The sequence below is a fragment of the Paenibacillus amylolyticus genome, from assembly GCF_001570725.1.
In the GTDB taxonomy this organism is placed as follows: Bacteria; Bacillota; Bacilli; order Paenibacillales; family Paenibacillaceae; genus Paenibacillus; species Paenibacillus amylolyticus_A.
Window position 1 is genome coordinate 84872 of sequence record NZ_BCNV01000006.1, and the last position, 21446, is coordinate 106317.

At 49.0% G+C, this 21446-nt stretch carries 21 protein-coding genes; 15 read left to right on the forward strand and 6 right to left on the reverse strand.

What is annotated here, in order from left to right:
* Window positions 1-107 precede the first annotated feature (107 nt).
* Complete coding sequence (locus PAHA3_RS23965; protein WP_062837190.1) at window positions 108-1529, reverse strand: hypothetical protein; 1422 nt, start codon at window positions 1527-1529, stop codon at window positions 108-110.
* A 277-nt stretch (window positions 1530-1806) separates the two neighbouring features.
* Between PAHA3_RS23965 and PAHA3_RS23970 the strand changes: the two genes are divergently transcribed.
* From PAHA3_RS23970 to nfsA, 15 genes are all read left to right on the forward strand, one after another.
* Window positions 1807-2838: a BMP family lipoprotein gene (locus tag PAHA3_RS23970; protein ID WP_062837191.1), complete on the forward strand. Its 1032-nt coding sequence runs from the start codon at window positions 1807-1809 to the stop codon at window positions 2836-2838.
* 114 nt (window positions 2839-2952) lie between these two features.
* On the forward strand, window positions 2953-4452 hold the full coding sequence (locus tag PAHA3_RS23975) for an ABC transporter ATP-binding protein (protein WP_062837192.1): 1500 nt from the start codon (window positions 2953-2955) through the stop codon (window positions 4450-4452).
* Entirely contained in the window at window positions 4449-5516 is a 1068-nt protein-coding gene (locus tag PAHA3_RS23980) for an ABC transporter permease (protein ID WP_062837193.1), read from the forward strand. The genes PAHA3_RS23975 and PAHA3_RS23980 overlap by 4 nt, the downstream gene beginning before the upstream one ends.
* Window positions 5500-6423 (forward strand): ABC transporter permease, encoded by a 924-nt coding sequence (locus PAHA3_RS23985; protein ID WP_062837194.1) that lies wholly within the window; start codon window positions 5500-5502, stop codon window positions 6421-6423. The genes PAHA3_RS23980 and PAHA3_RS23985 overlap by 17 nt, the downstream gene beginning before the upstream one ends.
* A gap of 47 nt (window positions 6424-6470) precedes the next feature.
* Window positions 6471-7142: a sulfite oxidase-like oxidoreductase gene (locus tag PAHA3_RS23990; protein ID WP_062837195.1), complete on the forward strand. Its 672-nt coding sequence runs from the start codon at window positions 6471-6473 to the stop codon at window positions 7140-7142.
* Between the two features lies 1 nt (window position 7143).
* Window positions 7144-7902: a nucleoside phosphorylase gene (locus PAHA3_RS23995; protein WP_062837196.1), complete on the forward strand. Its 759-nt coding sequence runs from the start codon at window positions 7144-7146 to the stop codon at window positions 7900-7902.
* Between the two features lie 420 nt (window positions 7903-8322).
* Window positions 8323-8508 (forward strand): hypothetical protein, encoded by a 186-nt coding sequence (locus tag PAHA3_RS24000; protein ID WP_017691007.1) that lies wholly within the window; start codon window positions 8323-8325, stop codon window positions 8506-8508.
* 120 nt (window positions 8509-8628) lie between these two features.
* Window positions 8629-9117, forward strand: coding sequence for a GNAT family N-acetyltransferase (locus tag PAHA3_RS24005; RefSeq protein WP_062837197.1), 489 nt, complete (start codon window positions 8629-8631; stop codon window positions 9115-9117).
* 56 nt (window positions 9118-9173) lie between these two features.
* Complete coding sequence (locus PAHA3_RS24010) at window positions 9174-10439, forward strand: phosphotransferase (RefSeq protein ID WP_167350944.1); 1266 nt, start codon at window positions 9174-9176, stop codon at window positions 10437-10439.
* Between the two features lie 95 nt (window positions 10440-10534).
* Window positions 10535-10933, forward strand: a complete 399-nt coding sequence (locus PAHA3_RS30985) for a metal-sensitive transcriptional regulator (RefSeq protein ID WP_235599553.1) — start codon at window positions 10535-10537, stop codon at window positions 10931-10933.
* Window positions 10934-10993: 60 nt separating this feature from the next.
* Window positions 10994-11194 (forward strand): copper ion binding protein, encoded by a 201-nt coding sequence (locus tag PAHA3_RS24020; RefSeq protein ID WP_062837199.1) that lies wholly within the window; start codon window positions 10994-10996, stop codon window positions 11192-11194.
* Window positions 11195-11409: 215 nt separating this feature from the next.
* Window positions 11410-13896 carry a heavy metal translocating P-type ATPase gene (locus PAHA3_RS24025; protein ID WP_371327958.1) on the forward strand — a complete coding sequence of 829 codons (2487 nt, stop codon included), beginning with the start codon at window positions 11410-11412 and terminating at the stop codon, window positions 13894-13896.
* Window positions 13897-14248: 352 nt separating this feature from the next.
* Window positions 14249-15412 carry a YhgE/Pip domain-containing protein gene (locus tag PAHA3_RS24030; protein WP_062837200.1) on the forward strand — a complete coding sequence of 388 codons (1164 nt, stop codon included), beginning with the start codon at window positions 14249-14251 and terminating at the stop codon, window positions 15410-15412.
* A gap of 151 nt (window positions 15413-15563) precedes the next feature.
* Window positions 15564-16163: a TetR family transcriptional regulator gene (locus tag PAHA3_RS24035; protein WP_062837201.1), complete on the forward strand. Its 600-nt coding sequence runs from the start codon at window positions 15564-15566 to the stop codon at window positions 16161-16163.
* Complete coding sequence (gene nfsA / locus PAHA3_RS24040; RefSeq protein WP_062837202.1) at window positions 16156-16899, forward strand: oxygen-insensitive NADPH nitroreductase; 744 nt, start codon at window positions 16156-16158, stop codon at window positions 16897-16899. Before PAHA3_RS24035 ends, nfsA begins: the two co-directional genes overlap by 8 nt.
* A 299-nt stretch (window positions 16900-17198) precedes the next feature.
* On the opposite strand, the gene PAHA3_RS24045 is transcribed toward nfsA, so the two are convergent.
* From PAHA3_RS24045 to PAHA3_RS24065, 5 genes are all read right to left on the reverse strand, one after another.
* Window positions 17199-18029 carry a TatD family hydrolase gene (locus PAHA3_RS24045; RefSeq protein WP_062837203.1) on the reverse strand — a complete coding sequence of 277 codons (831 nt, stop codon included), beginning with the start codon at window positions 18027-18029 and terminating at the stop codon, window positions 17199-17201.
* A gap of 82 nt (window positions 18030-18111) precedes the next feature.
* Window positions 18112-18969, reverse strand: coding sequence for an ABC transporter ATP-binding protein (locus PAHA3_RS24050; protein ID WP_082762983.1), 858 nt, complete (start codon window positions 18967-18969; stop codon window positions 18112-18114).
* 88 nt (window positions 18970-19057) lie between these two features.
* On the reverse strand, window positions 19058-19816 hold the full coding sequence (locus PAHA3_RS24055; RefSeq protein ID WP_062837205.1) for an ABC transporter permease: 759 nt from the start codon (window positions 19814-19816) through the stop codon (window positions 19058-19060).
* Complete coding sequence (locus PAHA3_RS24060) at window positions 19816-20106, reverse strand: thiamine-binding protein (RefSeq protein WP_017690996.1); 291 nt, start codon at window positions 20104-20106, stop codon at window positions 19816-19818. Before PAHA3_RS24060 ends, PAHA3_RS24055 begins: the two co-directional genes overlap by 1 nt.
* Before the next feature lie 216 nt (window positions 20107-20322).
* Window positions 20323-21363, reverse strand: coding sequence for an ABC transporter substrate-binding protein (locus PAHA3_RS24065; protein ID WP_062837206.1), 1041 nt, complete (start codon window positions 21361-21363; stop codon window positions 20323-20325).
* Between the last annotated feature and the right edge of the window lie 83 nt (window positions 21364-21446).

Genomic DNA, 21446 nt, shown 5'->3' on the forward strand with positions numbered 1-21446 from the left:
AACCGTCTTTACGAATCCAGAGGTCGAAACCCTTGTGAAATTCGGTAAAGACGGCTACTTATGATGCCAAAATACAAGCTTTAATTCGGTTGGAGATGGAATTTATTTTATTCGGAACCACCGTTCAGGTAATTGAAGAAAGGCTGATCCACCCAGAAGTCATACGTCGTAATATCCGCATCAGGCGCCAGCTTCAGGAAGCCTTCACGAATAGCTTTGGCATTCTCTTTCAGAGAGAAGGACTGAGCATAGTAATTGCCAAGCGCAATCTTATTATTGGAAATGACCGGATAGTTTGCCAAAGCAGTTGGTGAATAATACAGCGGCTGCCACCAGGAGCTGAGAATCAGTGGAGATGTGCTATCGCTGTTCTTCTTGGCATATTTCAGAACAATATCGTTGAAGCGAACTTTGTCTGCCACATTGTTGAACTCGAATTGAATGTCATATTCCTTCGCAGAGGCAATATAGTTGCCGTTCTCGATCTGTGTCACTTTATAGTCAGGCGTTTCTTTCGGCTCGCCCCATTCCTTCAAATAAATGAAGGCAGATGTCTTCGGCTGGAATTGTACATCCGCATCAATACCTTCGCTACGCAGCAAACCAATCAATTGTACAGCGTGCTGGATATTATCGTGGCCGTAAGTAAGTGTCAGCTCATCGATAAAGTTGGAATCAAAGCGGCTATCTTTTAAGTTGTAACCTGTGACGAGATCATCTCGCAGGGCCTGATCCACAATTTTTCTCAGTTCAGGTGACTCGATCAGATCCGCTGTGCGATATGCAGCATACAGTTTGGAGTAGATGTCTGCATCACCGGAACGTCCAATCTCGTGTTTATATTTTCCTTGGCTGATCAGGACGCGTCCAAGCAAGGTATTAGCGAAATCTTTACTTGCTACACCACCTTTAAGTAGAGCAGGGTACAGGCTTTCGGGAATCAGACCCGTATCAATCGCTGCAGCGAGTTCCTGTGCGGCTTGTCCCTGAACACGGTTTGGGCTAATGCCAACCTTGGCAAGCGCTTTGGCTGTTTTCTCAGCAGGATATGTATAGGCGAGTTCCTTGAATCCAGCTGCTTTTACCGCGATGAAAACAGCTGCATAGGCGCTCAGTTGATCCTTGGCACGTACTTCTGTACCTGTAAGAACCCCATTATTGTATAAGGATACGGCAGCATCATAGGAAGAATCACCAGAGGCCAGATCCGTAAAGGCTGGAGCCTCAGCTGCACTGTCGCTTGCTTGAGCTGCTGTCGTGATGGCTGCAATGGCTTGAATGAAATCACCTTTGGTAATCTGTTGCGGCAATTGGATGCTGTATTTCGCTTGCAAGAATTGAGCAAAATCCGCTGCGCTTTCCGTATAAGCAACAGGAGCCTGGGCTACCGGTCCTTTGACACTTTGTGAGGTGGTTGGTTTAGCCGGAGTTGCAGATGCTGCAGAAGCAGAAGCGGGCAAGCTCAGGCTGCCGAGTGTTACCGGAGCGGCGAGCAGGGCCGCCAGTGTGATCTGGGTGATTTTTTTCAAATGAATAGCCTCCTTAGAATGGGTTGGAAAATAATCAGCTTTGGGTTATAATTCTGACAAATCCTATATGAATAGAATAATTGGATTGACTTTAGCACGGAGACGCGCTGTATGTCAACGAAAAAAAAGCTTGATATAGAGCGCTTTCCAGAGCTTGGAAGAATGCAAATCGTCAATTATATTCTAATTGAGTGTATACGCTCAAAGATTTATTGACAAGGATCGACAGTATCCGCTAGGATAAGAAAAAAGAATGTTGAAAAGGGGTATTTTCAAAATGAAAAGAGGTTTATCGTTCGTCTTATCGATCATCATGTTGGCTATTTTGTTGGCAGCTTGTGGAACTTCGGCTTCAAAAGACGAACAATCCGCCCAAGGCAGTGATTCGGAGAAATCTCTTCGGATGGCCCTCGTACTTCCCGAAAAAATAGGGGTTAACCCTTTCTTTGTACAGATGGATGAAGGCTTCAAAAAAGCAGGCGAAGAATTCAAAGTAGATACCAAGACGATTGAATCAACAGACCCGGCAGCATTTGAACAAAATCTGCGTGCTGCGGTTGCCGAAAATTATGATCTGATTATTACAGCCACTTTCCAGGCAGAAGATGCATTGAAGAAAGTCGCTGCAGAAAATCCGGACAAGTCCTTTGCGATTGTAGATACCACAGTTGATCTGCCTAACGTACGTAGCGTTGGTTTCCGTGAATATGAAGGGGCGTACCTGCTTGGTGCCGCTGCCGGATTGTCCACTAAAACAGATAAAGTCGGCATGATCGCAGCAATGGATGTTCCATTGATCAAGAAATATACGGAAGGTTTCAAAGCGGGATTGGAATCCGTGAATCCAGATGCAGAATTCTTGGTGAACTATGTAGGTGGATTTAATGACCCGGCCAAAGCAAAAGAATTGGCGCTGGTACAATTCGGCAAAGGCGCTGACTTCATCGCTGGCGCATCCGCTGTAGGTGATCTCGGCGTGTTCGAAGCAGCGAAAGAAAAAGGCTTCTATACTTCCGGTCAGGATACGGACCGCACAGTTGAAGACCCGGAACATATCGTATTGTCTCAATTGAAATCAACCGATACGGTTGCTTATGAGACCGTGAAAGATTTCGTAGAAGGCAACTTCAAAGCAGGCGCTGTTAACTACGGTTTGAAAGAAGACGGTGTAGGCCTGACTTACGTTACTCGTGATAGCGAATCTCCGCTGAATGCTTTTGTTGGACAAGAAGTGATCGACCAAGTTAAAGCAATCAACGATGATATCGTATCCGGCAAAATCGTAGTCAAAGATCCATTGCAACAATAGTTTTAAATGTTCTTTTCAATGAATGAGTGATGGAATTGATCAGCCGGCTGCCCGATCAGGCAGCCGGTTTTGCTGCTATTAAATGACCGAGACCGAGGGGAGCGAACGCGAGATATGCTGTTGGAGATGGAGCACATTACGAAGAAATACGGCGGCTTCACCGCTAACCGTGACATCCGTTTTAATTTGCGTGAGGGAGAGATTCATGCCCTTGTAGGTGAGAACGGGGCCGGTAAAACAACCCTGATGCGCATGCTGTACGGTATGGAACAGCCCACGTCAGGTACAATCAAAGTCCGTGGACGCGAGGTGAGCTTTGCCACGCCGTCCCAGGCGATGGCAAGTGGCATCGGCATGGTGCACCAGCATTTCATGCTGTTCCCTTCCTTTACGGTGGCGGAGAACATCGTGATCGGACGTGAACCGGCTAAGGCAGGTGCATTTGACCGCAAAAAAGCAGCGGCCCAGGTGAACGAGCTTGGCAGACAATATGGCATGCCGGTTGACCCGTGGAAGAAAGTGTCCGAGTGCCCACTTGGCATGCAGCAGCGTGTTGAAATTCTCAAAGTGCTGCATCAGGGCGCAGACATCATTATATTGGATGAACCTTCGGCGGTACTGACTCCGCTTGAAGTGAAGGAACTGCTGGCGAACATGAAATCTCTCGCTAAGCTGGGCAAAACCTTTGTACTGATTACACATAAGCTGCAAGAAGTCATGGATGTAGCCGACCGAATTACGGTGCTTCGGGATGGTCAGGTGACAGGTACCTTGGAAGCCAAGGATACACATGTGGAGGAATTATCTCGTCTGATGGTTGGTCGTGAACTTGTGCGTATGGACAAGCAGCCGTCGGTTCCAGCGGAGGCTGTGCTTCAGGTGGAAGGGGTCAATCTGTCCGGGGCTAAGGATCGTTCGGCGCTCAAGGATATCCACATGGAGGTTCGAAAAGGCGAGGTCGTTGGCATAGCAGGCATCTCGGGTAACGGCCAGTCAGAACTAATTCAGGTCATTGCAGGACTGCGTAAGGCAGACAATGGTCGTGTCTTGCTTTCAGGTCAGGATACTACGAACTGGCCTGTGCGACGCATTCGGGAGCATGGACTTGCTCATATCCCGGAAGATCGCTACATGTGGGGAGCGGCAAAGGACGCAAGCGTTCGTGAGAATGGACTGATGGGACACCATCATCGCCTGCAGTCACGTGGCATTATTAAAGCCAAAGCGGCAAGAACGATGGTAGAGGGCTGGATTAAACAGTTTAGCATCAAGACGGGTTCTGCGGAGACGAAGGCACAGTTTTTATCCGGAGGAAACTTGCAGAAGCTAATTGCTGCCCGTGAATTTGCACAGGATACGCCGTTTCTGATTGCAGCTGAACCGACTCGTGGTGTGGATATTGGAGCCATGGAGACGATCCATGCTGAATTGTTACGCAAACGCAGTGAGGGTGCGGGTATTCTACTCATTTCATCCGAGTTGTCCGAGATTTTGCAATTATCTGATCGGATTATTGTCATGTATGAAGGTGAGATTGCCGGAGAACTGCGAGCAGAGGAAGCGACAGAGGAACAGATCAGTTTGTTAATGGCAGGAGGGAAAGAGCGGATATGAATCGGGTAAAAGAAACACTTCGCGGACTCGTACAGCCGCTGCTTGCCGTATTCATCGGTCTGCTTGCAGGGGCTGTAGCGATTCTGATCGTTGGTGGTAATGTGGTAGATACGTATGCGGAGATGTGGAAAGGGGCCTTCGGCAACTTCTACTTCTTCACCAATACGTTGGCTCGTTCCACACCAATCATCTTGGCGGGGCTTGGCGTAGCATTGGCATTCCGTGCCGGATTTTTCAACATGGGAGCCGAAGGCCAGATGATTCTTGGCGGGCTCAGTGCCGCGCTCACGGCGCTCTATCTGCCAGGACCAGGCTGGTTCGTGTGTATTGCTGCGATTGTGGCTGGTATTGTTGCCGGGGGAATCTGGTCGCTGTTTGCAGGTTGGCTAGATGCTCGATTCGGCATGAACTTGTTGATCACTACTTTACTACTTAATTATATTGCCATTTACTTTGGCGGATACATGGTCTCCTATCCATTCAAGGATCGGACTGGATCTGCAGCAATGGCCCAGACACCGATGATTGATCAGAGTATCTGGTTGCCGAAGTTGTTCCAAGGCATGGGTCTGCATGCTGGCTTCATTATTGCCATTGTAGCGGCTATTCTGATCTACTGGTTCACACATAAAACGGTGACTGGTTACGAGATCCGCATGCTCGGCAGCAACCCGTCCTTTGCAACCTACGGTGGTGTTCGCCGCATTCGCATGATGATGTTGTCCATGGTCATTAGTGGTGGACTTGCTGGACTCGCGGGTGCGGGGGAAGTGCTCGGTACACAGTACCGTTTCCTTGATGGCTCATTGTCATCGGCGAGCTATGCATGGAGCGGCATTATGGCAACGCTACTTGCCCGCTCGCATCCACTCGGTACAGCTGTGGCAGCTATTTTGCTGGCTGCGTTACAGACAGGTGCCATGGGGATGGAACGGAATACGGATGTGCCGCTGGAAGTCGGCAGTGTCATCCAGGCTGTATTGACGTTATTTGTATCAGCTCAGATCGGTTATTCATTCCTGAAGCGGAGAAAGGAGAAAAAGTCCAATGCAACAACTGTTTGATGCAGCCATGTTTGGCTCAACCTTGCGGATTATGACTCCAATCCTGCTTGCAGCGCTCGGTGGGGCTTTATGTTCTCGTGTCGGTCTGTTTAACGTGGGTCTTGAAGGACTGGTTCTGATCGGTGCATTCTCCGCCATTGTCGGCAATTATCTGTTTGGCAATGTGCTGCTGGCTGTACTCTTTTCCATTATAATTGTGATGTTATTCTCGGCGCTCTTTGCCTTTATAAGCATTAATCTGAAGGCCAACGCCATCGTGGTCGGGATCTCGCTCAACTTCCTGGCTGCGGGGGTGACAACCTTTGCACTGCGTGCGATTTTTGATGTAAAAGGTGCATACTACGACAAAGACATGGTGGGACTTCCCAAGTGGGATATTCCGCTGATTAAGGACATTCCGTGGGTCGGCGATGTAATATCGGGACATAGTCCGCTGGTTTACCTCGGTATTGTGCTCGTTATTGGACTACAATTCTATCTGTTCAAAAGTGTATCTGGCTTCCGTCTGCGCTCGGTCGGTGAGAACCCGATTGCAGCACAGAGCATCGGGATCAAGGTACGTGGCATCCAGTATGGTGCCGTTCTGATGTGCGGCGTGTTGTGTGCTCTCGCTGGAGCACAGTTGTCGCTCGGTCAGGTAACGATGTTTACCGAAGGTATGACCGCTGGTCGTGGCTTTATCGCGCTGGTGGCAACGATGTTAGGACAAGCGAATCCGCTTGGCGTCATGGGCTCCAGTGTGCTGTTCGGCTTCATGGAAGCATTGAGTATACGTCTGCAAGGATTCTCCCTGCCAACCCATTTCACGTTGATGCTGCCGTATATTGTGACGCTGGTCGCGATGTTCTTTTTCAAAGACCGTACCTATGCACAGGATGCACTGAAAGCGGGCGGAAGCTCGCGTTAATTCCTGAATGCCTATGCTAGAGACAGTAAAAGAAGGAGGGATTCCACTTGCATAACAAGGCTGAACGTTTGAAAAAAAGTAAAAGCCCGGCATCCAAAACAGGCAACGATCACGGAGATCGGCTGCCGCCGGGACAGATGCTGACGGAGAAATTCCCGATTCTGCATGAAGGGGAAGTGCCGGAATATGACCTGTCCACGTGGGATCTGAAGGTATTCGGCGAAGTCGAAGAGGAAAAGGTCTTCTCCCTAGCTGAGTTGCAAGCGATGCCTCAGGTGAATACGGTGAGTGATATTCACTGTGTCACACGCTGGTCGAAATTCGATACGCCGTGGGAAGGGATTCGCTTTTCCGATTTTGTGAAGCTTCTGGGGGTTAAACCGGAAGCAAAATACGTCATGATCCATGCGGATCATGATTATGAGACGAATGTACCGCTCGAAGAGTTGATGCATGATGATGTATTGCTTGCATTCAAATATAACGGCGAGCCACTAACGCCCAAGCATGGTTTTCCGCTGCGTATGGTCGTGCCACAACTCTACTTCTGGAAGAGTGCGAAGTGGATACGTGGACTGGAGTTTATGACAGAAGACCGGAACGGATTCTGGGAAGTGAATGGTTTCCACCATTTTGCCGATCCGTTCAAGGAACAACGATTCTCGGGTGAAGACCTGCCAATTCCGGAAGACGAGTGGACGAAGAAGGAGTTTGATTGAGATGTTGATGCCTATTTTGCAGATTCATTCGGAAGACATGCCGGCATACGCCATCGTCTGTGGCGATCCGGCACGAGCGGAGAAGATTTCCCGCAAGCTGGAGCAGGCGAAAGAACTGGCGTTCAGTCGGGAGTATCGCACGTTTGTTGGTTTGTATGAAGGGGTACAGATGGCTGTAGTCAGCCATGGTGTAGGTTCACCGGGAGCAGCTGTCTGCTTCGAGGAATTGATTCGCGCGGGTGTAACGACTCTGATTCGTGTTGGTACAGCGGGATCGTATACAGCCGATTATCCGGCAGGTAGTGTGATTGTGAGTACAGCCGCTGTTCGATCAGACGGATTGACTCGCCAACTGGTGCCAGATGGTTTCCCTGCGGTAGCGGACATTGGGGTGACACAAGCGTTGATCGAAGCTGCTCGTGAGCAGGAGAGCGCAGATGCTGCAACATTTGCAGGCAAAGTGGGCGTTGGTATCACCGTAACGCTGGATGCGTTCTTTGCAGGCGTGGAAGAGATTCCACACCGCAAGTACAAGCAGGCTGGAGCGCTTGGGGCCGAGATGGAAATTGCGGCCCTCTACATCGTCAGCACCTTGCGTGGTGCTCGCGCCGGAGCGATTGTCGCGATCGATGGATTCGCAGACAGCGATCTGGCTGCCGAGTATGATCCGCATACGGATGCGGTTGGACAAGCGGTGGAGCACGAGATTAATGCAGCGCTACGTGCGCTAGCGGTGCTTGCTCGTCAGGATCAGGCATGATACGAAACTAGGAAATTAATCGTTAAAGTCCACCTGAGATGGACCATAAGGAAAGAGGGCATCCTGTAAGGTCATGAACATGACCAGTGGGATGCCTTTTTTGTGCTTTAAAGAGAGTGCATCCACTTAACGAACTCAGCACGTCTTATTCGGGCGGAAATCGCAAGTGCGAAATTCTAACGAATCTTAGGCACGCTAAAGCCTGGATAGGTCCCTTTTTTCCAACCAATTCGATGAATTACTGTGATATAACGTGTCTGAGATTCGTTACATTTTCATTTCGCCTATATTTGCCCTTATAAGGTGTGTACGATTCGTTAGCTCTGACGCCTGTCTCTCGTGGAGAATGATAATGCAGAAAATGGGCACGTTATATAAAGGAACATCAACATGAATACGAAAAAAAGGGAGGACTCTACGATGACACAGAACAATCAACCTCAGGACGAGGCGGAAATTCGCAACAAGCTGGATGAAGACGGGGATTCCTTGATGGAGAAAAAGAAAATTTTGAGCGGAGTGGACATTGAGCCACAGGCGGACGAATGGGCAGCGAAGCCATCACCTGTTGCTTTTAATGAAGGAAATGCTTCTTCGAAAAAATAAACAATGAGCATCACATGGGCTTGATGGAATGAAGATAAATTTAGCGAAGCAGGTACCTGATGGTATCTGCTTTTTCGTTGTATAATAATGTAAAATTCATGTGATGAAAGAGTGATGAGGATGAGTACTGGGACGATTAACATCAGAAAGGCAGAACTGAGGGACTACTCTGGCGTGTCATTGCTGATGGATGAGCTGCATCAGATGCATGTCGAGGCGCGCCCGGATATATACAGAGCGTTAGAGACCAGAATGGAGAAAAAGGAGTTTACCGAACTACTGGAAACGGACAAGCGTTACATGTATGTTGCCGAGTCTTTGGAAACGGGCTTGATTCTGGGTTACGGGAGTGCGCAGTTAAGTATTATTCAAGATAACTCATTGATGGTGGATCGCAAGATGCTGTACATCCATGAACTTGTAGTGGATACCAAGCATCGGGGTCAAGGAACAGGAAAGCTGTTAATTCAAGCTTTGATTGAACTTGGAAGAGAGCTTCAGGCAGACAGCGTAGAATTATCCGTGTCGACGTTTAACTCTGGTGCGCAGGCCTTCTATGAACAGATGGGTCTAGTCGTCCGCAGTAGCAGGATGGAGTATACCTTGTAAGGCGGGACCAGTAGAGTGAAAGGAACATTGGCATGGAGGGGAGGTGGATGAAAGGGATGAGAAGCATTAATGAAAAAGAACAACTGGGCCAGAATAGCATTCTGCAATCTACTGAGGATGTGGAATATCTTGTTCGCAGTGTGCAAAAACTGCTGGAAGAGCCTGACGCAGTAATACAATCTTGGGAAGCTGAACCCCTCAATCCGGGGCTACTTAATTTCACCACATCAGGTATTTATCGAATCCGTGGAACGGCTACCGTAGTTGGAGCATCACTGTCATGGTCACTTATTTTGAAATACATTAAACCGGACTCAGCAGAGAAGGAAGATGTTACATACCATAACTATTGGAAAAGAGAAGCAAAGGTATTCTCATCAGGGATACTCGAATATTTGCCGGGATGTATCATAGCTCCCCGTTGTTTCGCTGTACAGGATAGAGCGGATCACACCATTGGGTTGTGGATGGAAGATGTGTCTCATCATTCGAAATGTGATCATGTCTGGCCTCTGGACGATTGGGGATGGATTGCGGAACGTCTTGGTGAATTTCACGGAGCTTACCTCACGGGAACTTCTTCACTACCCCAACAAGAATGGATCTGTCCGTATTGGCTCAAATCCTGGGTTAGGGGGTGTCGTCAGTATGCCCCTTCAATCCAAGAGCCTAAATTGGAAAGTGGATTTGGTGATGATGATACTGGAGCTAGAGGAAGGCGTATTGGCGTAGGTGTTTCCGAGAGGCAAGCCATTGCAGGAAGTAAACAGGAGCAGGCCCATTCGATCTGGCAGTGGTTCAACCAATATAGCGAGCAGATGGACAAGGTTTTAAATACACTTGAACAATTGCCACGAGTTCTGTCACATCAGGATTTGGGTAAAGGCAATATATTTTTGCCATCAGAACGTCTGGACGATAGCGTACTTACTCTCATTGATTGGCAATTCATGAGTATTTCTGGTGTTGGTGAAGAACTAGGGAAGCTGTTTGGGGTCAACGCAAGTTTTGGGCATATTGCAGCAGAGGACATATCTGCAGTTAAAGAGGAAGTGTTCGATCGTTACGTAGACGGACTTCGGACAGCAGGGTGGATGGGCGATGAAAGACTTGCAAGGTATGGCTACTGTGTCGCAGTTGCAGCTCGAAGTATGTGGGAAGTTCCTGAGTGGTTAAAATGGGTGGAGCAGTCATGTACTGCTTCAGATAGTAATGAGGAGATTGATCAGAAAATAAGTACCCGTGCCCGGATCATAACTATTCAGAAAGAGATGTCATTCGAAGCAGCTGAGCTGGCTCATGTTTTATTTAATCAGGAATAAGTCAATCCATATTCAACAAAATATCAGAATGCTCTTGAATACCCCCATGGGGTATGTTACTCTTAGAAAAGAACGAAAGAAAAGGGGTGTTCATGATGGATCATCAGAGCCATCCCGAGGAACCTTTGCAATCCTCCGTGTCAGATTCAACTGAAGCTTTAGGTACAGATCAAGAAGCGGTATCCTGTCATGCCGAGGGAAGTGACGGGAAGCATGTGCGTAAGAGTCACCATTCGCAGGAGATGAAGAGTAACCTGGTTTCTCGCTTGAACCGTGTGGAAGGTCAGATTCGCGGGATCAAGGGATTGATCGAGAAGGATACGTACTGTGATGATGTGCTGACGCAGATTGCGGCGGCTCAGTCTGCTCTCAATTCGGTAGGTAAGCTTTTGCTTGAAGGCCATATGAAGAGCTGTATCGTTGAGCGCATTCAGGCTGGTGAACATGAGGTTGTGGATGAACTGCTGGTTACGATGCGGAAGTTAATGAAGTAAGCTGAATTTATTTACCAATTCAAATCTATCATTTTAATATACCCCAAGGAGGAATTTACAATGTCTAATGTTACGTTAAGCGTTACAGGAATGTCTTGCAATCACTGTGTGAAGTCGGTTGAAGAGGCTGTGAAGAATGCTGGGGCGAATGGTCAGGTTGATCTGGCGGCGGGAACCGTAGCTGTGGAATATGACGAGCAGAAAGTAAATGTAGATCAGATCAAGGCTGCGATTGAAGATCAGGGGTACGATGTAGTCTAACCGCATCACAGGCTTAAACCGAACATGCTCATGGGCGAAAAAGAGGTCAAAGGACTTTTCCCACGAGCCAGGTTTAAGCCTAATTTTCTGTCTAGTATATACCCCTTAGGGGTATGTTAATGCAACATACAATAAATTGAATCGATATGAAAGGAGCTGACATGATGAATAACTCAACGAATAAACCAACGGACAGATCATCCGAACCCACACCAATGCCACCTATGGCAGACGCGCCAGGACTAAAGACAACACTGCACATCACGGGGATGACCTGTGCTGCATGTTCCACGCGAGTGGAGAAGGGCTTGTCCCGCATGGAAGGGGTGCAGCAGGCCAATGTGAATCTGGCCATTGAACAGGCAACCGTTTCTTATGATCCGAAGACAACCAACGTGAATGCGTTGCGAGATAAAGTAGAGGCACTTGGTTACGGTACGGTGTCCGAATCGGTTGATCTGAACATCACGGGCATGACGTGTGCTGCTTGTTCTGCCCGGATCGAAAAAGGTCTTTCCCGACTGCCGGGGGTATCTCAGGCGAATGTGAATCTGGCGCTGGAAACAGGGCATATCGAATATGCGGCTGGCGCACTCAAACCTTCGGATATTACCGCCAAGATCAAGCAGATGGGCTACGGTGCTGAACTGCAATTGACGCAGGAAGAGACCAAATCGGTTCGTGAACGTGAGCTGCAACGCAAAAAGTGGAAATGGATGATATCTGCTTTGTTATCAATTCCATTATTGTGGGCAATGGTCGGGCATTTCTCGTTCACATCCGGAATCTATGTCCCCGTGCTGTTTATGAACCCTTGGTTCCAGCTGCTGCTGGCAACGCCGGTACAGTTCGTCATTGGGTGGCAGTTCTATGTGGGGGCGTACAAAGCACTACGTAACCGCAGTGCCAATATGGACGTTCTCGTCGCACTAGGTACAAGCGCAGCGTTTTTCTACAGTCTGTATCTGACGTTATCCAGCGGGTACTTACCTTCTGCAACGATGGATCATGGTGCAATGGGAACGAGCGCAGCCGCCATGCCTTCGGTAGAACTTTATTATGAGACAAGTGCAATTCTAATTACGTTAATTTTACTGGGAAAATGGTTCGAGGCTGTGGCGAAAGGTCGCTCTTCACAGGCGATCAAAAGCTTGATTGAACTGGCTCCTCGTGAAGCTCGTGTCATTCGTGATGGACAGGAAGTTATGGTTCCTGCCGCATATGTGGCGGTGGGTGATCTGATTTTGGTGAAGCCGGGGGACAGCATCGCGGTGGATGGTATCGTTGAAGAGGGGCAGTCTTCTGTGGATGAATCCATGTTAAGCGGAGAGAGCCTTCCCGTGGATAAAAAACCGGGAGATGCCGTTACAGGTGCTACGCTGAACAAAAACGGGGTATTACGACTGCGTGCGACCCGAGTGGGATCGGACACGGCTTTATCCCAAATCATCAAAGTAGTCGAGCAAGCACAGGGTTCCAAAGCACCGATTCAGCGGATCGCCGATGTCATATCAGGCATATTTGTACCAATTGTCGTTGGTATTGCGGCGCTGACATTCCTGATCTGGTATCTGTTTGCAAGTCCGGGTGACTTCGCCGGCTCCCTTGAAAAAGCGATTGCCGTGCTCGTTATTGCCTGTCCATGTGCATTGGGACTGGCAACGCCAACCTCCGTCATGGCTGGATCAGGACGTGCAGCTGAATATGGCATTCTGTTCAAAGGCGGTGAACATCTGGAGTCGGCACAACAGATTCAGACCGTGGTGCTCGACAAAACAGGTACAGTGACCCAGGGTAAACCGGTTCTTACCGATGTCGTTATGGCTCCAAATTGGACGGAATCGGATCTGCTTGAGCGTGTAGGAGCGGCTGAACAGAGTTCGGAGCATCCGCTGGCAGAGGCGATTGTTGCAGGTATCCGTGCCAAGGGTCTGGATCTGACCCCAACAGAGAAGTTCGAGAACATACCGGGATATGGTGTGCGAGCTTCATTAAAAGGGCAGGAAATTCTGGTCGGTACGCGGCGGTTACTTGCGGATGAACAGGTGAATGTCTCCGAGGAAACCGTTCAGCACATGAACCATCTGGAGGAGCAGGGACGTACAGCGATGCTGGTTGCAGTAGACGGTCAGTGGGCAGGGATCGTCGCTGTGGCTGACACCATCAAGGATACCTCTCGTGAAGCCATCGGTCGTCTTCAGGCGATGGGGATCGATGTTATCATGATTACGGGAGACAATGAGCGAACTGCTCGCGCTGTAGCAGAACAGGCAGGGATCGGTAAAGTTCTGGCTGAGGTTCTGCCGGAAGGCAAGGCTGCGGAAGTGAAGAAACTTCAGGAGAGTGGCCTGAAAGTCGCTATGGTAGGTGACGGGATTAATGATGCTCCGGCACTCGCCACAGCGGATATTGGGATGGCCATCGGAACAGGAACGGATGTAGCGATGGAAGCGGCAGATATTACGTTGATGCGTGGTGATCTGAACAGCATTGCAGATGCCATTGAGATGAGCCGGCGCACGATGGGTAACATCAAACAAAACCTGTTCTGGGCACTCGGATACAACGTTATTGGTATTCCCATTGCGGCAGTTGGCTTCTTGGCTCCATGGCTGGCAGGGGCTGCGATGGCGTTCAGCTCCGTGTCGGTTGTCCTGAATGCGCTGCGTCTGCAACGCATGAAGCTGAAGAGAAGTGAATAACTGACCTTTGTTTGGAGATATATTCAACGTCTCATTGTAATGAAGTGAGGAGAAATCAATGCGCGGTTCGCTGCGGCGGACCGTGTTTTTCTGTTGAGAAAATACGGTCTGAATCGCCAGAAAAGTAGGTCTGAAACGTTGGTATAAGTGTTCTTTTCTTTGGGAAAAGAATATCATAATGCCCATTTGTGAAAATGGATAAATTGTATTCATGAATAAAGCTTACGTTTTCTGAATTTTTCAAAAATCAGTTGACAATATGGTCATATTCACATAAAATTTAAACGATCGTTTGATTCAAACAATTGTTTAAATCAAATTAGAACTAATTGAGTAATGGAGGACACCTTTTATGTTGCAGGCATTACGTACATTGTTTAAAAAACCGCCAGTGATCGTGGGGATCGTAACAGCACTTATGTTCCAAGTGATCTTTAGCGTGATCTGGATGACCGCATATTCGGGAGTAAATGACCGTACGAAAGAACTAACGGTTGCGATTGTGAATGAGGATGGTGAAATGTCCAAAGGAATCGCAGATTCGCTCGCAGGAACACTGCCTTTCCACACCGTATCCAATCTGAGTGCGGCTGAAGCGTTGGATCAGCTGGATCATCACAAAGTACACATGGTGCTGGATATCCCGGCTGGATTCAACGAATTGCTTCAGACGGCTGGCTCAACCGCTGAGATTAAATACACCATTAATGAAGCGAACCCGGTTACGATTAAAAGCATGATGCAAGGTGTATCACAAAGTGTGACAAACACGATTAACAAACAAGCTACAGCACAAGGGGTACAGACGGTTTTGACCGCTTCAGGCGCACCTGCGGATCAGGCAGCTGAAGCTGCTACGAACCTGACTACCCGAGTGGAAGGAACGACAACGTCTATCAACCCGGTTAACGGGATGAATAATCAGATGGTGCCAATGATGATGGTACTGGCTTCGTATGTAGGAGCCATGATCATGGGGATGAATCTCCAGACAGCGATGGGCATGTTGTCCTCTACCTATTCCCGCTTGACTTTGTTTGGCGCAAGAGTAGTCATTAACGTGGGTTCCGCATTGGTTGTTTCCTTGCTGGGATCATCATTGATCGTGGCATTGGGCGGACAGATTGAACAAGGATTCGTCGCATTCTGGTTGTTCCAGGCGCTATTCCTGTGCACGTTCATGTTCTTCTCCCAGTTCTTCCTGATCTGCTTCGGACCAGCAGGAAGTCTGTTCAACATCATCTCACTGTCCTTGCAACTGGTATCCTCCGGTGCAATGGTACCGCGTGAATTGCTGAATAGCTTCTATAGCGGCATCGGGCAGTACCTGCCTGCAACATACGCCGTTCAGGGTATTCTGAGCGTTCAGTTGGGAGGCCCAGGAGTTCAGTCTGCTGCGGGCTCTATCGTGATTGTACTGTTGGTTGCCGTTGCTTTGTCACTGGTCGTGACGTTGTTGAAAAAACAACGCATGCCAGCTGGGGCACCAAGCCCTGCTCAAGCGGCGAACAACTAATACAGTCATATTATTGACTCATAGGATAGGACAAGCACCCCGATGATTTTCATCGGGGTGCTTGGTGTAATATAATAGACAGATAGATTACCTGACTACAGCCCTTGAGCTGGAGCAAATGAAATGAACGGACAAGAGGGAGCGGGACGGAATGACGGAACCGGAGTTGGATATCAAAACGAGGATACTGCTTGCAGCCAAGAAGCTTTTTGCACAGCAGGGGTATGACGGGACGAGTGTTCGTCAAATCTGTGATGAGGCGGGTGCGAATGTATCGCTGGTCTCATACCATTTTGGCGGAAAAGAAAAGGTGTTCGAGGCGTTATTCGAGCATTTTTTCCCTGGACATATGATGAACTCGCTGGCGGAAGAGTCCATGTCCTCGCCTGTGGAAGGTATCCGACGCATTATTGGTGAAGTTGTGAAGTTCACGATGACGGATCGGGAGATGAGCGATATTGTGCAGCTTGAAATTACACTGCGTACACATCGCACAGCTACCGTATTTCGTTTTCTGGACCCTGTCTGGACCCGTGTGAGGGAACTCCTGCAAGAAGGAAAAGACCAGGGATTGTTCCAGGTCGAGTCCGTGTCATATGCCATGCTTCAGGTTATGGGTGTGGCTTTGGCGCACAAACGGGCCAAGAATTCACGATTTGGCTTTGATTATCAAGATATGAATACAGACGAGCTCGCTGAGCAGACAATTGAGTTCGTACTTCGAGGATTGGGAGTGAACAGCCATGAATGAAACCATTGAGTTGATGATGAAACACCGCTCTGTACGAAAATTTAAGTCAGATCCGGTGAGTGATGAGCAGCTTGCAGCCATCGTAGCGGCTGGGCAGATGGCTTCCTCTTCAAGTAGTGTGCAAGCCTATACCGTGATTGCTGTGACGGACTTGGAGCAGAAAGCCAAGCTGGCTGAATTGGCAGGCAATCAGACCTACGTCAATGAATGTCCGGTGTTTCTCGTGTGGTGTGCTGATCTGTATCGACTGAGTGATGCTGCGAAACGTCATCTTCCTGAAAAGGAATCGTACGCCGATTCCACAGAGAATTTCATGGTAGCCACAATTGATGCTGCACTGGCTTCCCAGAATGCTGCTCTTGCAGCAGAGTCACTTGGCTTTGGAATTGTATATATTGGCGGGCTTCGTACCCGGATTGAGGAAGTAGCCGAGCTGTTGGGATTGCCGGAGGGCGTATATCCGGTGTATGGCATGTGTATTGGTGTTGCAGATCAGGAAACGGGAATTCGGCCACGTCTGCCACTGAATGCAGTGCTGCATCATAATCGCTATAATGCCGAGCAGAGCATCAAAGGTGTTGAGCAGTACGACGAGACAACGACGGCGTACATGAAAGAACGGACCAATGGTGAACGAACGACCCCATGGTCCGAACTGATGGCGAAGCGCCTGACTGAGCCAACACGGTTGCAAGTGAGACCGTTCCTGGAAGGCAAAGGATTCTTGAAGCGTTAAGTTGAACTGAAGGTAGTTACACTTGCCACTCCGATGACAGAACAACCTTCCGATCGCTGTTATCCCCAGATTTTTTGATCCAATTTTTGTGAAGGTGAAAATCTAGTGATAGCGTATGCTTCCGAAGTAGCTTTCTTTCAGAAAGCTTTTAGGCGAACACTCTGCTTCCTCAGGTTATTTCTGTCCTCTACGTTCCTGTGTAAAAATTTAGTTCAACTGATATATATAGTAAATTAGAAGTCAGTCGGTGGCGAAGCCGACTGGCTTCTTTGTGCTGTGCTTGCGCTACGAGATTGTACTTAAGTTAAGCCATAGAAACGCTTTGTGTTCTGATAAAAGAGACGGGCGGCCCGTTCGGTTCCCATGCCGGTGATCTCACTCCATGCTTGAATGACCTGTCTGGTCATGGCCGGGTGTGTCATTCGTCCCTGAAATGGTCCTTCGAAGGGCCAAGGTCCGTCGGTCTCGGCCATCACTTGTTCCGATGGATACTGCCGGGCGAGTTCACGGATCTCTTCTTCATACCGAATATCCGGCGTGAAGGAGATGAAATAGCCATTGTCCGCCATACGCCTTATGGTTTGGCGAGATCCTTTGAACCAGTGGAAATGAGCGCGTCGGAATTGATATTGCTCCAGCAGATCACAGACGATATCCGCATCATCGTATACCGCATGAAGGACAAGTGGTTTGTTGTGCTTTTTGGCGAGTTGGATGAAACGTTCGAGCAGTTCGATATACCCGCTCTGATCGAAGTGCTGTCCTGCCTGCTCGGCTTCCATACGGTTGTAATAGGGAAGCCCAACTTCTCCTATGGCTATGGCTTGTCCCATATGCTTCTCAATCCATTGGAAGAACAGGTCCATTTCTGGAACGGAGGGCAGTTCCTGTTCCGGATGGAAACCGAAGGCCGGATAGATGGTGCCTGGATGTTGTTTTGCAAGCTCCAGATTGGCCTGGGCAGAAGCAAGATTCATGGACACGGCGATGACTGCTTCGACTTGCTGAGACGGGAAAGATAGCAGCATCTCACGCTGTTCATCAGGCGTATACTGATCGAAGTGAATATGAGCATCAATTAAGGGCGCGAAAGCTTGAGCATGCACGAGGGAATTCCTCCTTGTGTTCATTTATATTTTAACTATGTTACGCAGAATTTCTTATGGCGGATCACCCATTAAAGGAAAATAATAACTTAAAAAACCCGCGCTATTATGATAGGCGGGCTTTCTGCTGTTCTTCTCTCATCCACTGTGCAATCTGCCGTTTACGCTCAAGGAATGAGGACTCCTCCGTAATTTCTTCTCGTCTTGGGCGATCAAAAGGAACATGTACTTCGTGCAGCACCGTTGCAGGTCGGTTGGATAACACATAGACCCGATCGGCAAGCAGCAATGCTTCTTCGATGTTGTGGGTGATGAACAGCACCGAGCGGCGGTTCTGTTCCCAGATATCGAGCAGCCAGCGCTGCATGTCGCTACGTGTCAGGGCATCCAGCGCGCTGAAAGGTTCGTCCAGCAGCATCAGTTCCTGCGGACTGAGCAGGGCACGCAAAAAGGCAGCACGCTGCTGCATTCCGCCCGACAGCATATGAGGATAGGCCTGCTCAAACCCAGCAAGACCCACGCTGCTTAACCACTTTCGAGCCTCTGCAAGTGCTTCGGCCCGAGGGGGAGCGCTGGAAGCTACTTCACCAGCAAGTAGTACGTTATCTTCAATGGTACGCCAAGGGAAAAGAGCAGGCTGTTGTGGCATGTAACTGATCTTGCCACGTTGGCCGGTCACATTGAGATCATTCATCAGCACTTGCCCTTCCTGGGGCTTCAGCAGACCGCCGATGATATGGAACAGGGTGCTTTTGCCGCAGCCAGAAGGCCCAACAATAGCGACAAACTCGCCTTGCTCCACAGTCAGGGACAGGCCGTTCAGAACCGATAATCTGCTCCGTCGTTCGCGGAATGAGGCATGAACATTAACAACGTCCAGTGCAGGTGGAACAAGAGCAGGAGTAGCATTGGCAGGTTGATCAGGGGTAGCCGAGTGAAACTTTTCACCATGCTTGGGCTCCATTACGCTTGCTCCTCCTCTAGGCAGGACTTGTCCGTCCTGTTGCCGATTCATATGATCATCACTTCCTAATATACAGATTACATCTTTACTATCGCTTCTGTGGCCGCCAGCGCACGAGCAGCTTCTCCAGCAGCGCAATGAGCAGGAAGAGCAGCAAGCTGAGCGCGACAATAATCATGATCGCCACGAATAGGCGGTCCGTACGATAAGCTGACTTTTGCAGCATCATATAATAACCAATACCCTTGTCTGCACCAATCCATTCGGCGATGATGGCACCCATCACGCTATAGGTAGCGGCGATTTTGACACCGGAGAACACGGATGGCAGCGCATGGGGAAGCTCCAGCTTCCAGAAGATCTGATGACGTTTCGCACCAGCCATGCGCATATAGTTCATCATCGCTGCATCTGTACGGGTCAAGCCGTCCATGGCCGCCACTGCAACGGGGAAGAAACAGACCAGGATGATCGTAATCAGCTTGGGCAGCAGCCCGAATCCGAACCAGATCAACAGGAGCGGCGCCAGCGCGATGGTCGGAATATTTTGACTAAGAATAAGTAAAGGATACAGGGCTGACTTGAGAAAAGGGACCAAATGCAGCACCATCGCAATCAGCAATCCGACCGCTGTGCCAGCCGCGAATCCGATCAGCGTTAACTGAATGGTTGCGGAGGCATGCATGCCAAGTCGCTCGGCCTGGGATGTCGCTTCGCGTGCGATATCGGACGGTGCTGGCAGCATCCATTTCTCAATATGGAACAGGGAGACGGCCCCCTGCCATATCGCTATAAAGAGAATAACCGCCACAATGGGCGGCCATACACTTTTGAAATAGGCAGGCATTAGCGATACTTCTCCGTCAGGGTATCCATGCTGAAGCCAGTAGGGCTATGGGCGATTTTGATCTGAGAGATGATGCTTGGGCTGCCAGCCTCTACGAGTACCTCGTGCATTTTACGGACAACCTCGAGCAGTTCTTCCAGTTCCCCCTCCATCGTGGTGTCGAGCGCGTTCACCTGATACTTCAGGCCAGATTGCTGAATAACTTCAATGGCACGATCTACGTAAGGATAAGAGTTCTCGCCATTTGGCGTTTTCGGAATAACCTGAATGCTAAGTAGTGTGCTTGCCATGAGAGATCACGGCTCCTTTCGTGATAAATTGCATGAATTGAACCAGATTTACACTTATAACTTCGATTGCAGTACCCTCTTCCGATCACTGTTATCCCCGGATTTCTTTAATGAATTCTAATGGAAGAAATCCGGGGATAAAGGTGAGCGCTTCGCTTCTTCAGATGGGTTCTGCACTCTTCGTTCTTGTGTGAAAAAGTTAAACTTAAGCAATTTTTATTGGGGTAAAAACTCGTTTGTATATGCTTTGCTCACATCGATCTGTTCATCCAGCAGTTGTTTGCTAAACATCCAGTCGGTGTAGTTCTGCCACACTTCCTGTTTTTGTTCACCCCAGCGTGGGGCGTCATCTGTGTACTTGGGACTGAGCCATTTCTGGCTTGCCAGTACCAATTCCTTGTCCAGATCCGGTACAGCTTTGATCAGAATGTTCGCTGCATCTTCGGGATGATCAATCGCGTATTGATATCCTTCGGAAGTGGCTTTCAGGAATGCTTTCACCAGCTCAGGATCGTTCTGTATCGTCTGCTCGTTCGTTACGAGGACAGGCGTGTAGTAATCCAGTGCATCTGAATAATCTTTCACATATAACATGTCGATCGGTTCTCCGCGCAGTTCGGCTTCAATACCCGTCCAAGCGTAGAAAATCCACGCGAAATCAATGTCCCGTTTGACTGCGGTGAAAAAGTCAGCGTCACCCATGTTAATGTTTTTCACTTTGGATACATCAGCTCCGTCGCCCTCCATAATGGATTGCATTACGGCTTCTTCAACCGGAGAGCCCCAACCGCCATAAGTTTTACCTTCAAAATCTTTGGGTGACTTGATATTCCGATCCGCCGGAGCAGCGAACCCGGATGTATTATGCTGAATAACTGCTGCAATGGAGACGAGTGGAACACCCTGTGTGCGGGCTTGAGTTACACTCTCCTGATAACTTACGCCAAAAGGCACTTCATTCGATGCAACCATCGTATCTGCTCCACCAGCACCTGGTTGAACAATCTCCACGTTCAAGCCTTCTGCCTTATAAAAACCTTGATCCACGGCCGCATACAGGCCGGTATGATTCGTATTCGGTGTCCAGTCGAGCACCACTTTAATATCTTTCAGAGCGGCAGTGTCACCTTCGTTGCTACTTTCCGTATTCGTGCTGCCGTTCTGTTCTGCCGGGGCAGCTTCTTTGCCGCCACATGCGGCCACCGTCACCAGTAGTACGCATAAGAGCAACAATCCCATTGTTTTACGCCAATTCATTTTTGATTCTCTCCTTCGGTATGTCCGGCCGATTGGCACGGGTACTCCTTGGCTTCATATCCAATCATCTTGCATAAATCGAC

Excerpts from the sequence above, each read along its gene's own strand:
- PAHA3_RS23970 (WP_062837191.1), top strand. The coding sequence starts at position 1,807 with ATGAAAAGAGGTTTATCGTTCGTCTTATCGATCATCATGTTGGCTATT.
- PAHA3_RS23975 (WP_062837192.1), top strand. The coding sequence starts at position 2,953 with ATGCTGTTGGAGATGGAGCACATTACGAAGAAATACGGCGGCTTCACC.
- PAHA3_RS23980 (WP_062837193.1), top strand. The coding sequence starts at position 4,449 with ATGAATCGGGTAAAAGAAACACTTCGCGGACTCGTACAGCCGCTGCTT.
- PAHA3_RS23985 (WP_062837194.1), top strand. The coding sequence starts at position 5,500 with ATGCAACAACTGTTTGATGCAGCCATGTTTGGCTCAACCTTGCGGATT.
- PAHA3_RS23995 (WP_062837196.1), top strand. The coding sequence starts at position 7,144 with ATGTTGATGCCTATTTTGCAGATTCATTCGGAAGACATGCCGGCATAC.
- PAHA3_RS24000 (WP_017691007.1), top strand. The coding sequence starts at position 8,323 with ATGACACAGAACAATCAACCTCAGGACGAGGCGGAAATTCGCAACAAG.
- PAHA3_RS24005 (WP_062837197.1), top strand. The coding sequence starts at position 8,629 with ATGAGTACTGGGACGATTAACATCAGAAAGGCAGAACTGAGGGACTAC.
- PAHA3_RS24010 (WP_167350944.1), top strand. The coding sequence starts at position 9,174 with ATGAGAAGCATTAATGAAAAAGAACAACTGGGCCAGAATAGCATTCTG.
- PAHA3_RS30985 (WP_235599553.1), top strand. The coding sequence starts at position 10,535 with ATGGATCATCAGAGCCATCCCGAGGAACCTTTGCAATCCTCCGTGTCA.
- PAHA3_RS24020 (WP_062837199.1), top strand. The coding sequence starts at position 10,994 with ATGTCTAATGTTACGTTAAGCGTTACAGGAATGTCTTGCAATCACTGT.
- PAHA3_RS24025 (WP_371327958.1), top strand. The coding sequence starts at position 11,410 with ATGCCACCTATGGCAGACGCGCCAGGACTAAAGACAACACTGCACATC.
- PAHA3_RS24030 (WP_062837200.1), top strand. The coding sequence starts at position 14,249 with ATGTTGCAGGCATTACGTACATTGTTTAAAAAACCGCCAGTGATCGTG.
- PAHA3_RS24035 (WP_062837201.1), top strand. The coding sequence starts at position 15,564 with ATGACGGAACCGGAGTTGGATATCAAAACGAGGATACTGCTTGCAGCC.
- nfsA (WP_062837202.1), top strand. The coding sequence starts at position 16,156 with ATGAATGAAACCATTGAGTTGATGATGAAACACCGCTCTGTACGAAAA.
- PAHA3_RS24045 (WP_062837203.1), bottom strand. The coding sequence starts at position 18,029 with ATGAACACAAGGAGGAATTCCCTCGTGCATGCTCAAGCTTTCGCGCCC.
- PAHA3_RS24050 (WP_082762983.1), bottom strand. The coding sequence starts at position 18,969 with ATGGAGCCCAAGCATGGTGAAAAGTTTCACTCGGCTACCCCTGATCAA.
- PAHA3_RS24055 (WP_062837205.1), bottom strand. The coding sequence starts at position 19,816 with ATGCCTGCCTATTTCAAAAGTGTATGGCCGCCCATTGTGGCGGTTATT.
- PAHA3_RS24060 (WP_017690996.1), bottom strand. The coding sequence starts at position 20,106 with ATGGCAAGCACACTACTTAGCATTCAGGTTATTCCGAAAACGCCAAAT.
- PAHA3_RS24065 (WP_062837206.1), bottom strand. The coding sequence starts at position 21,363 with ATGAATTGGCGTAAAACAATGGGATTGTTGCTCTTATGCGTACTACTG.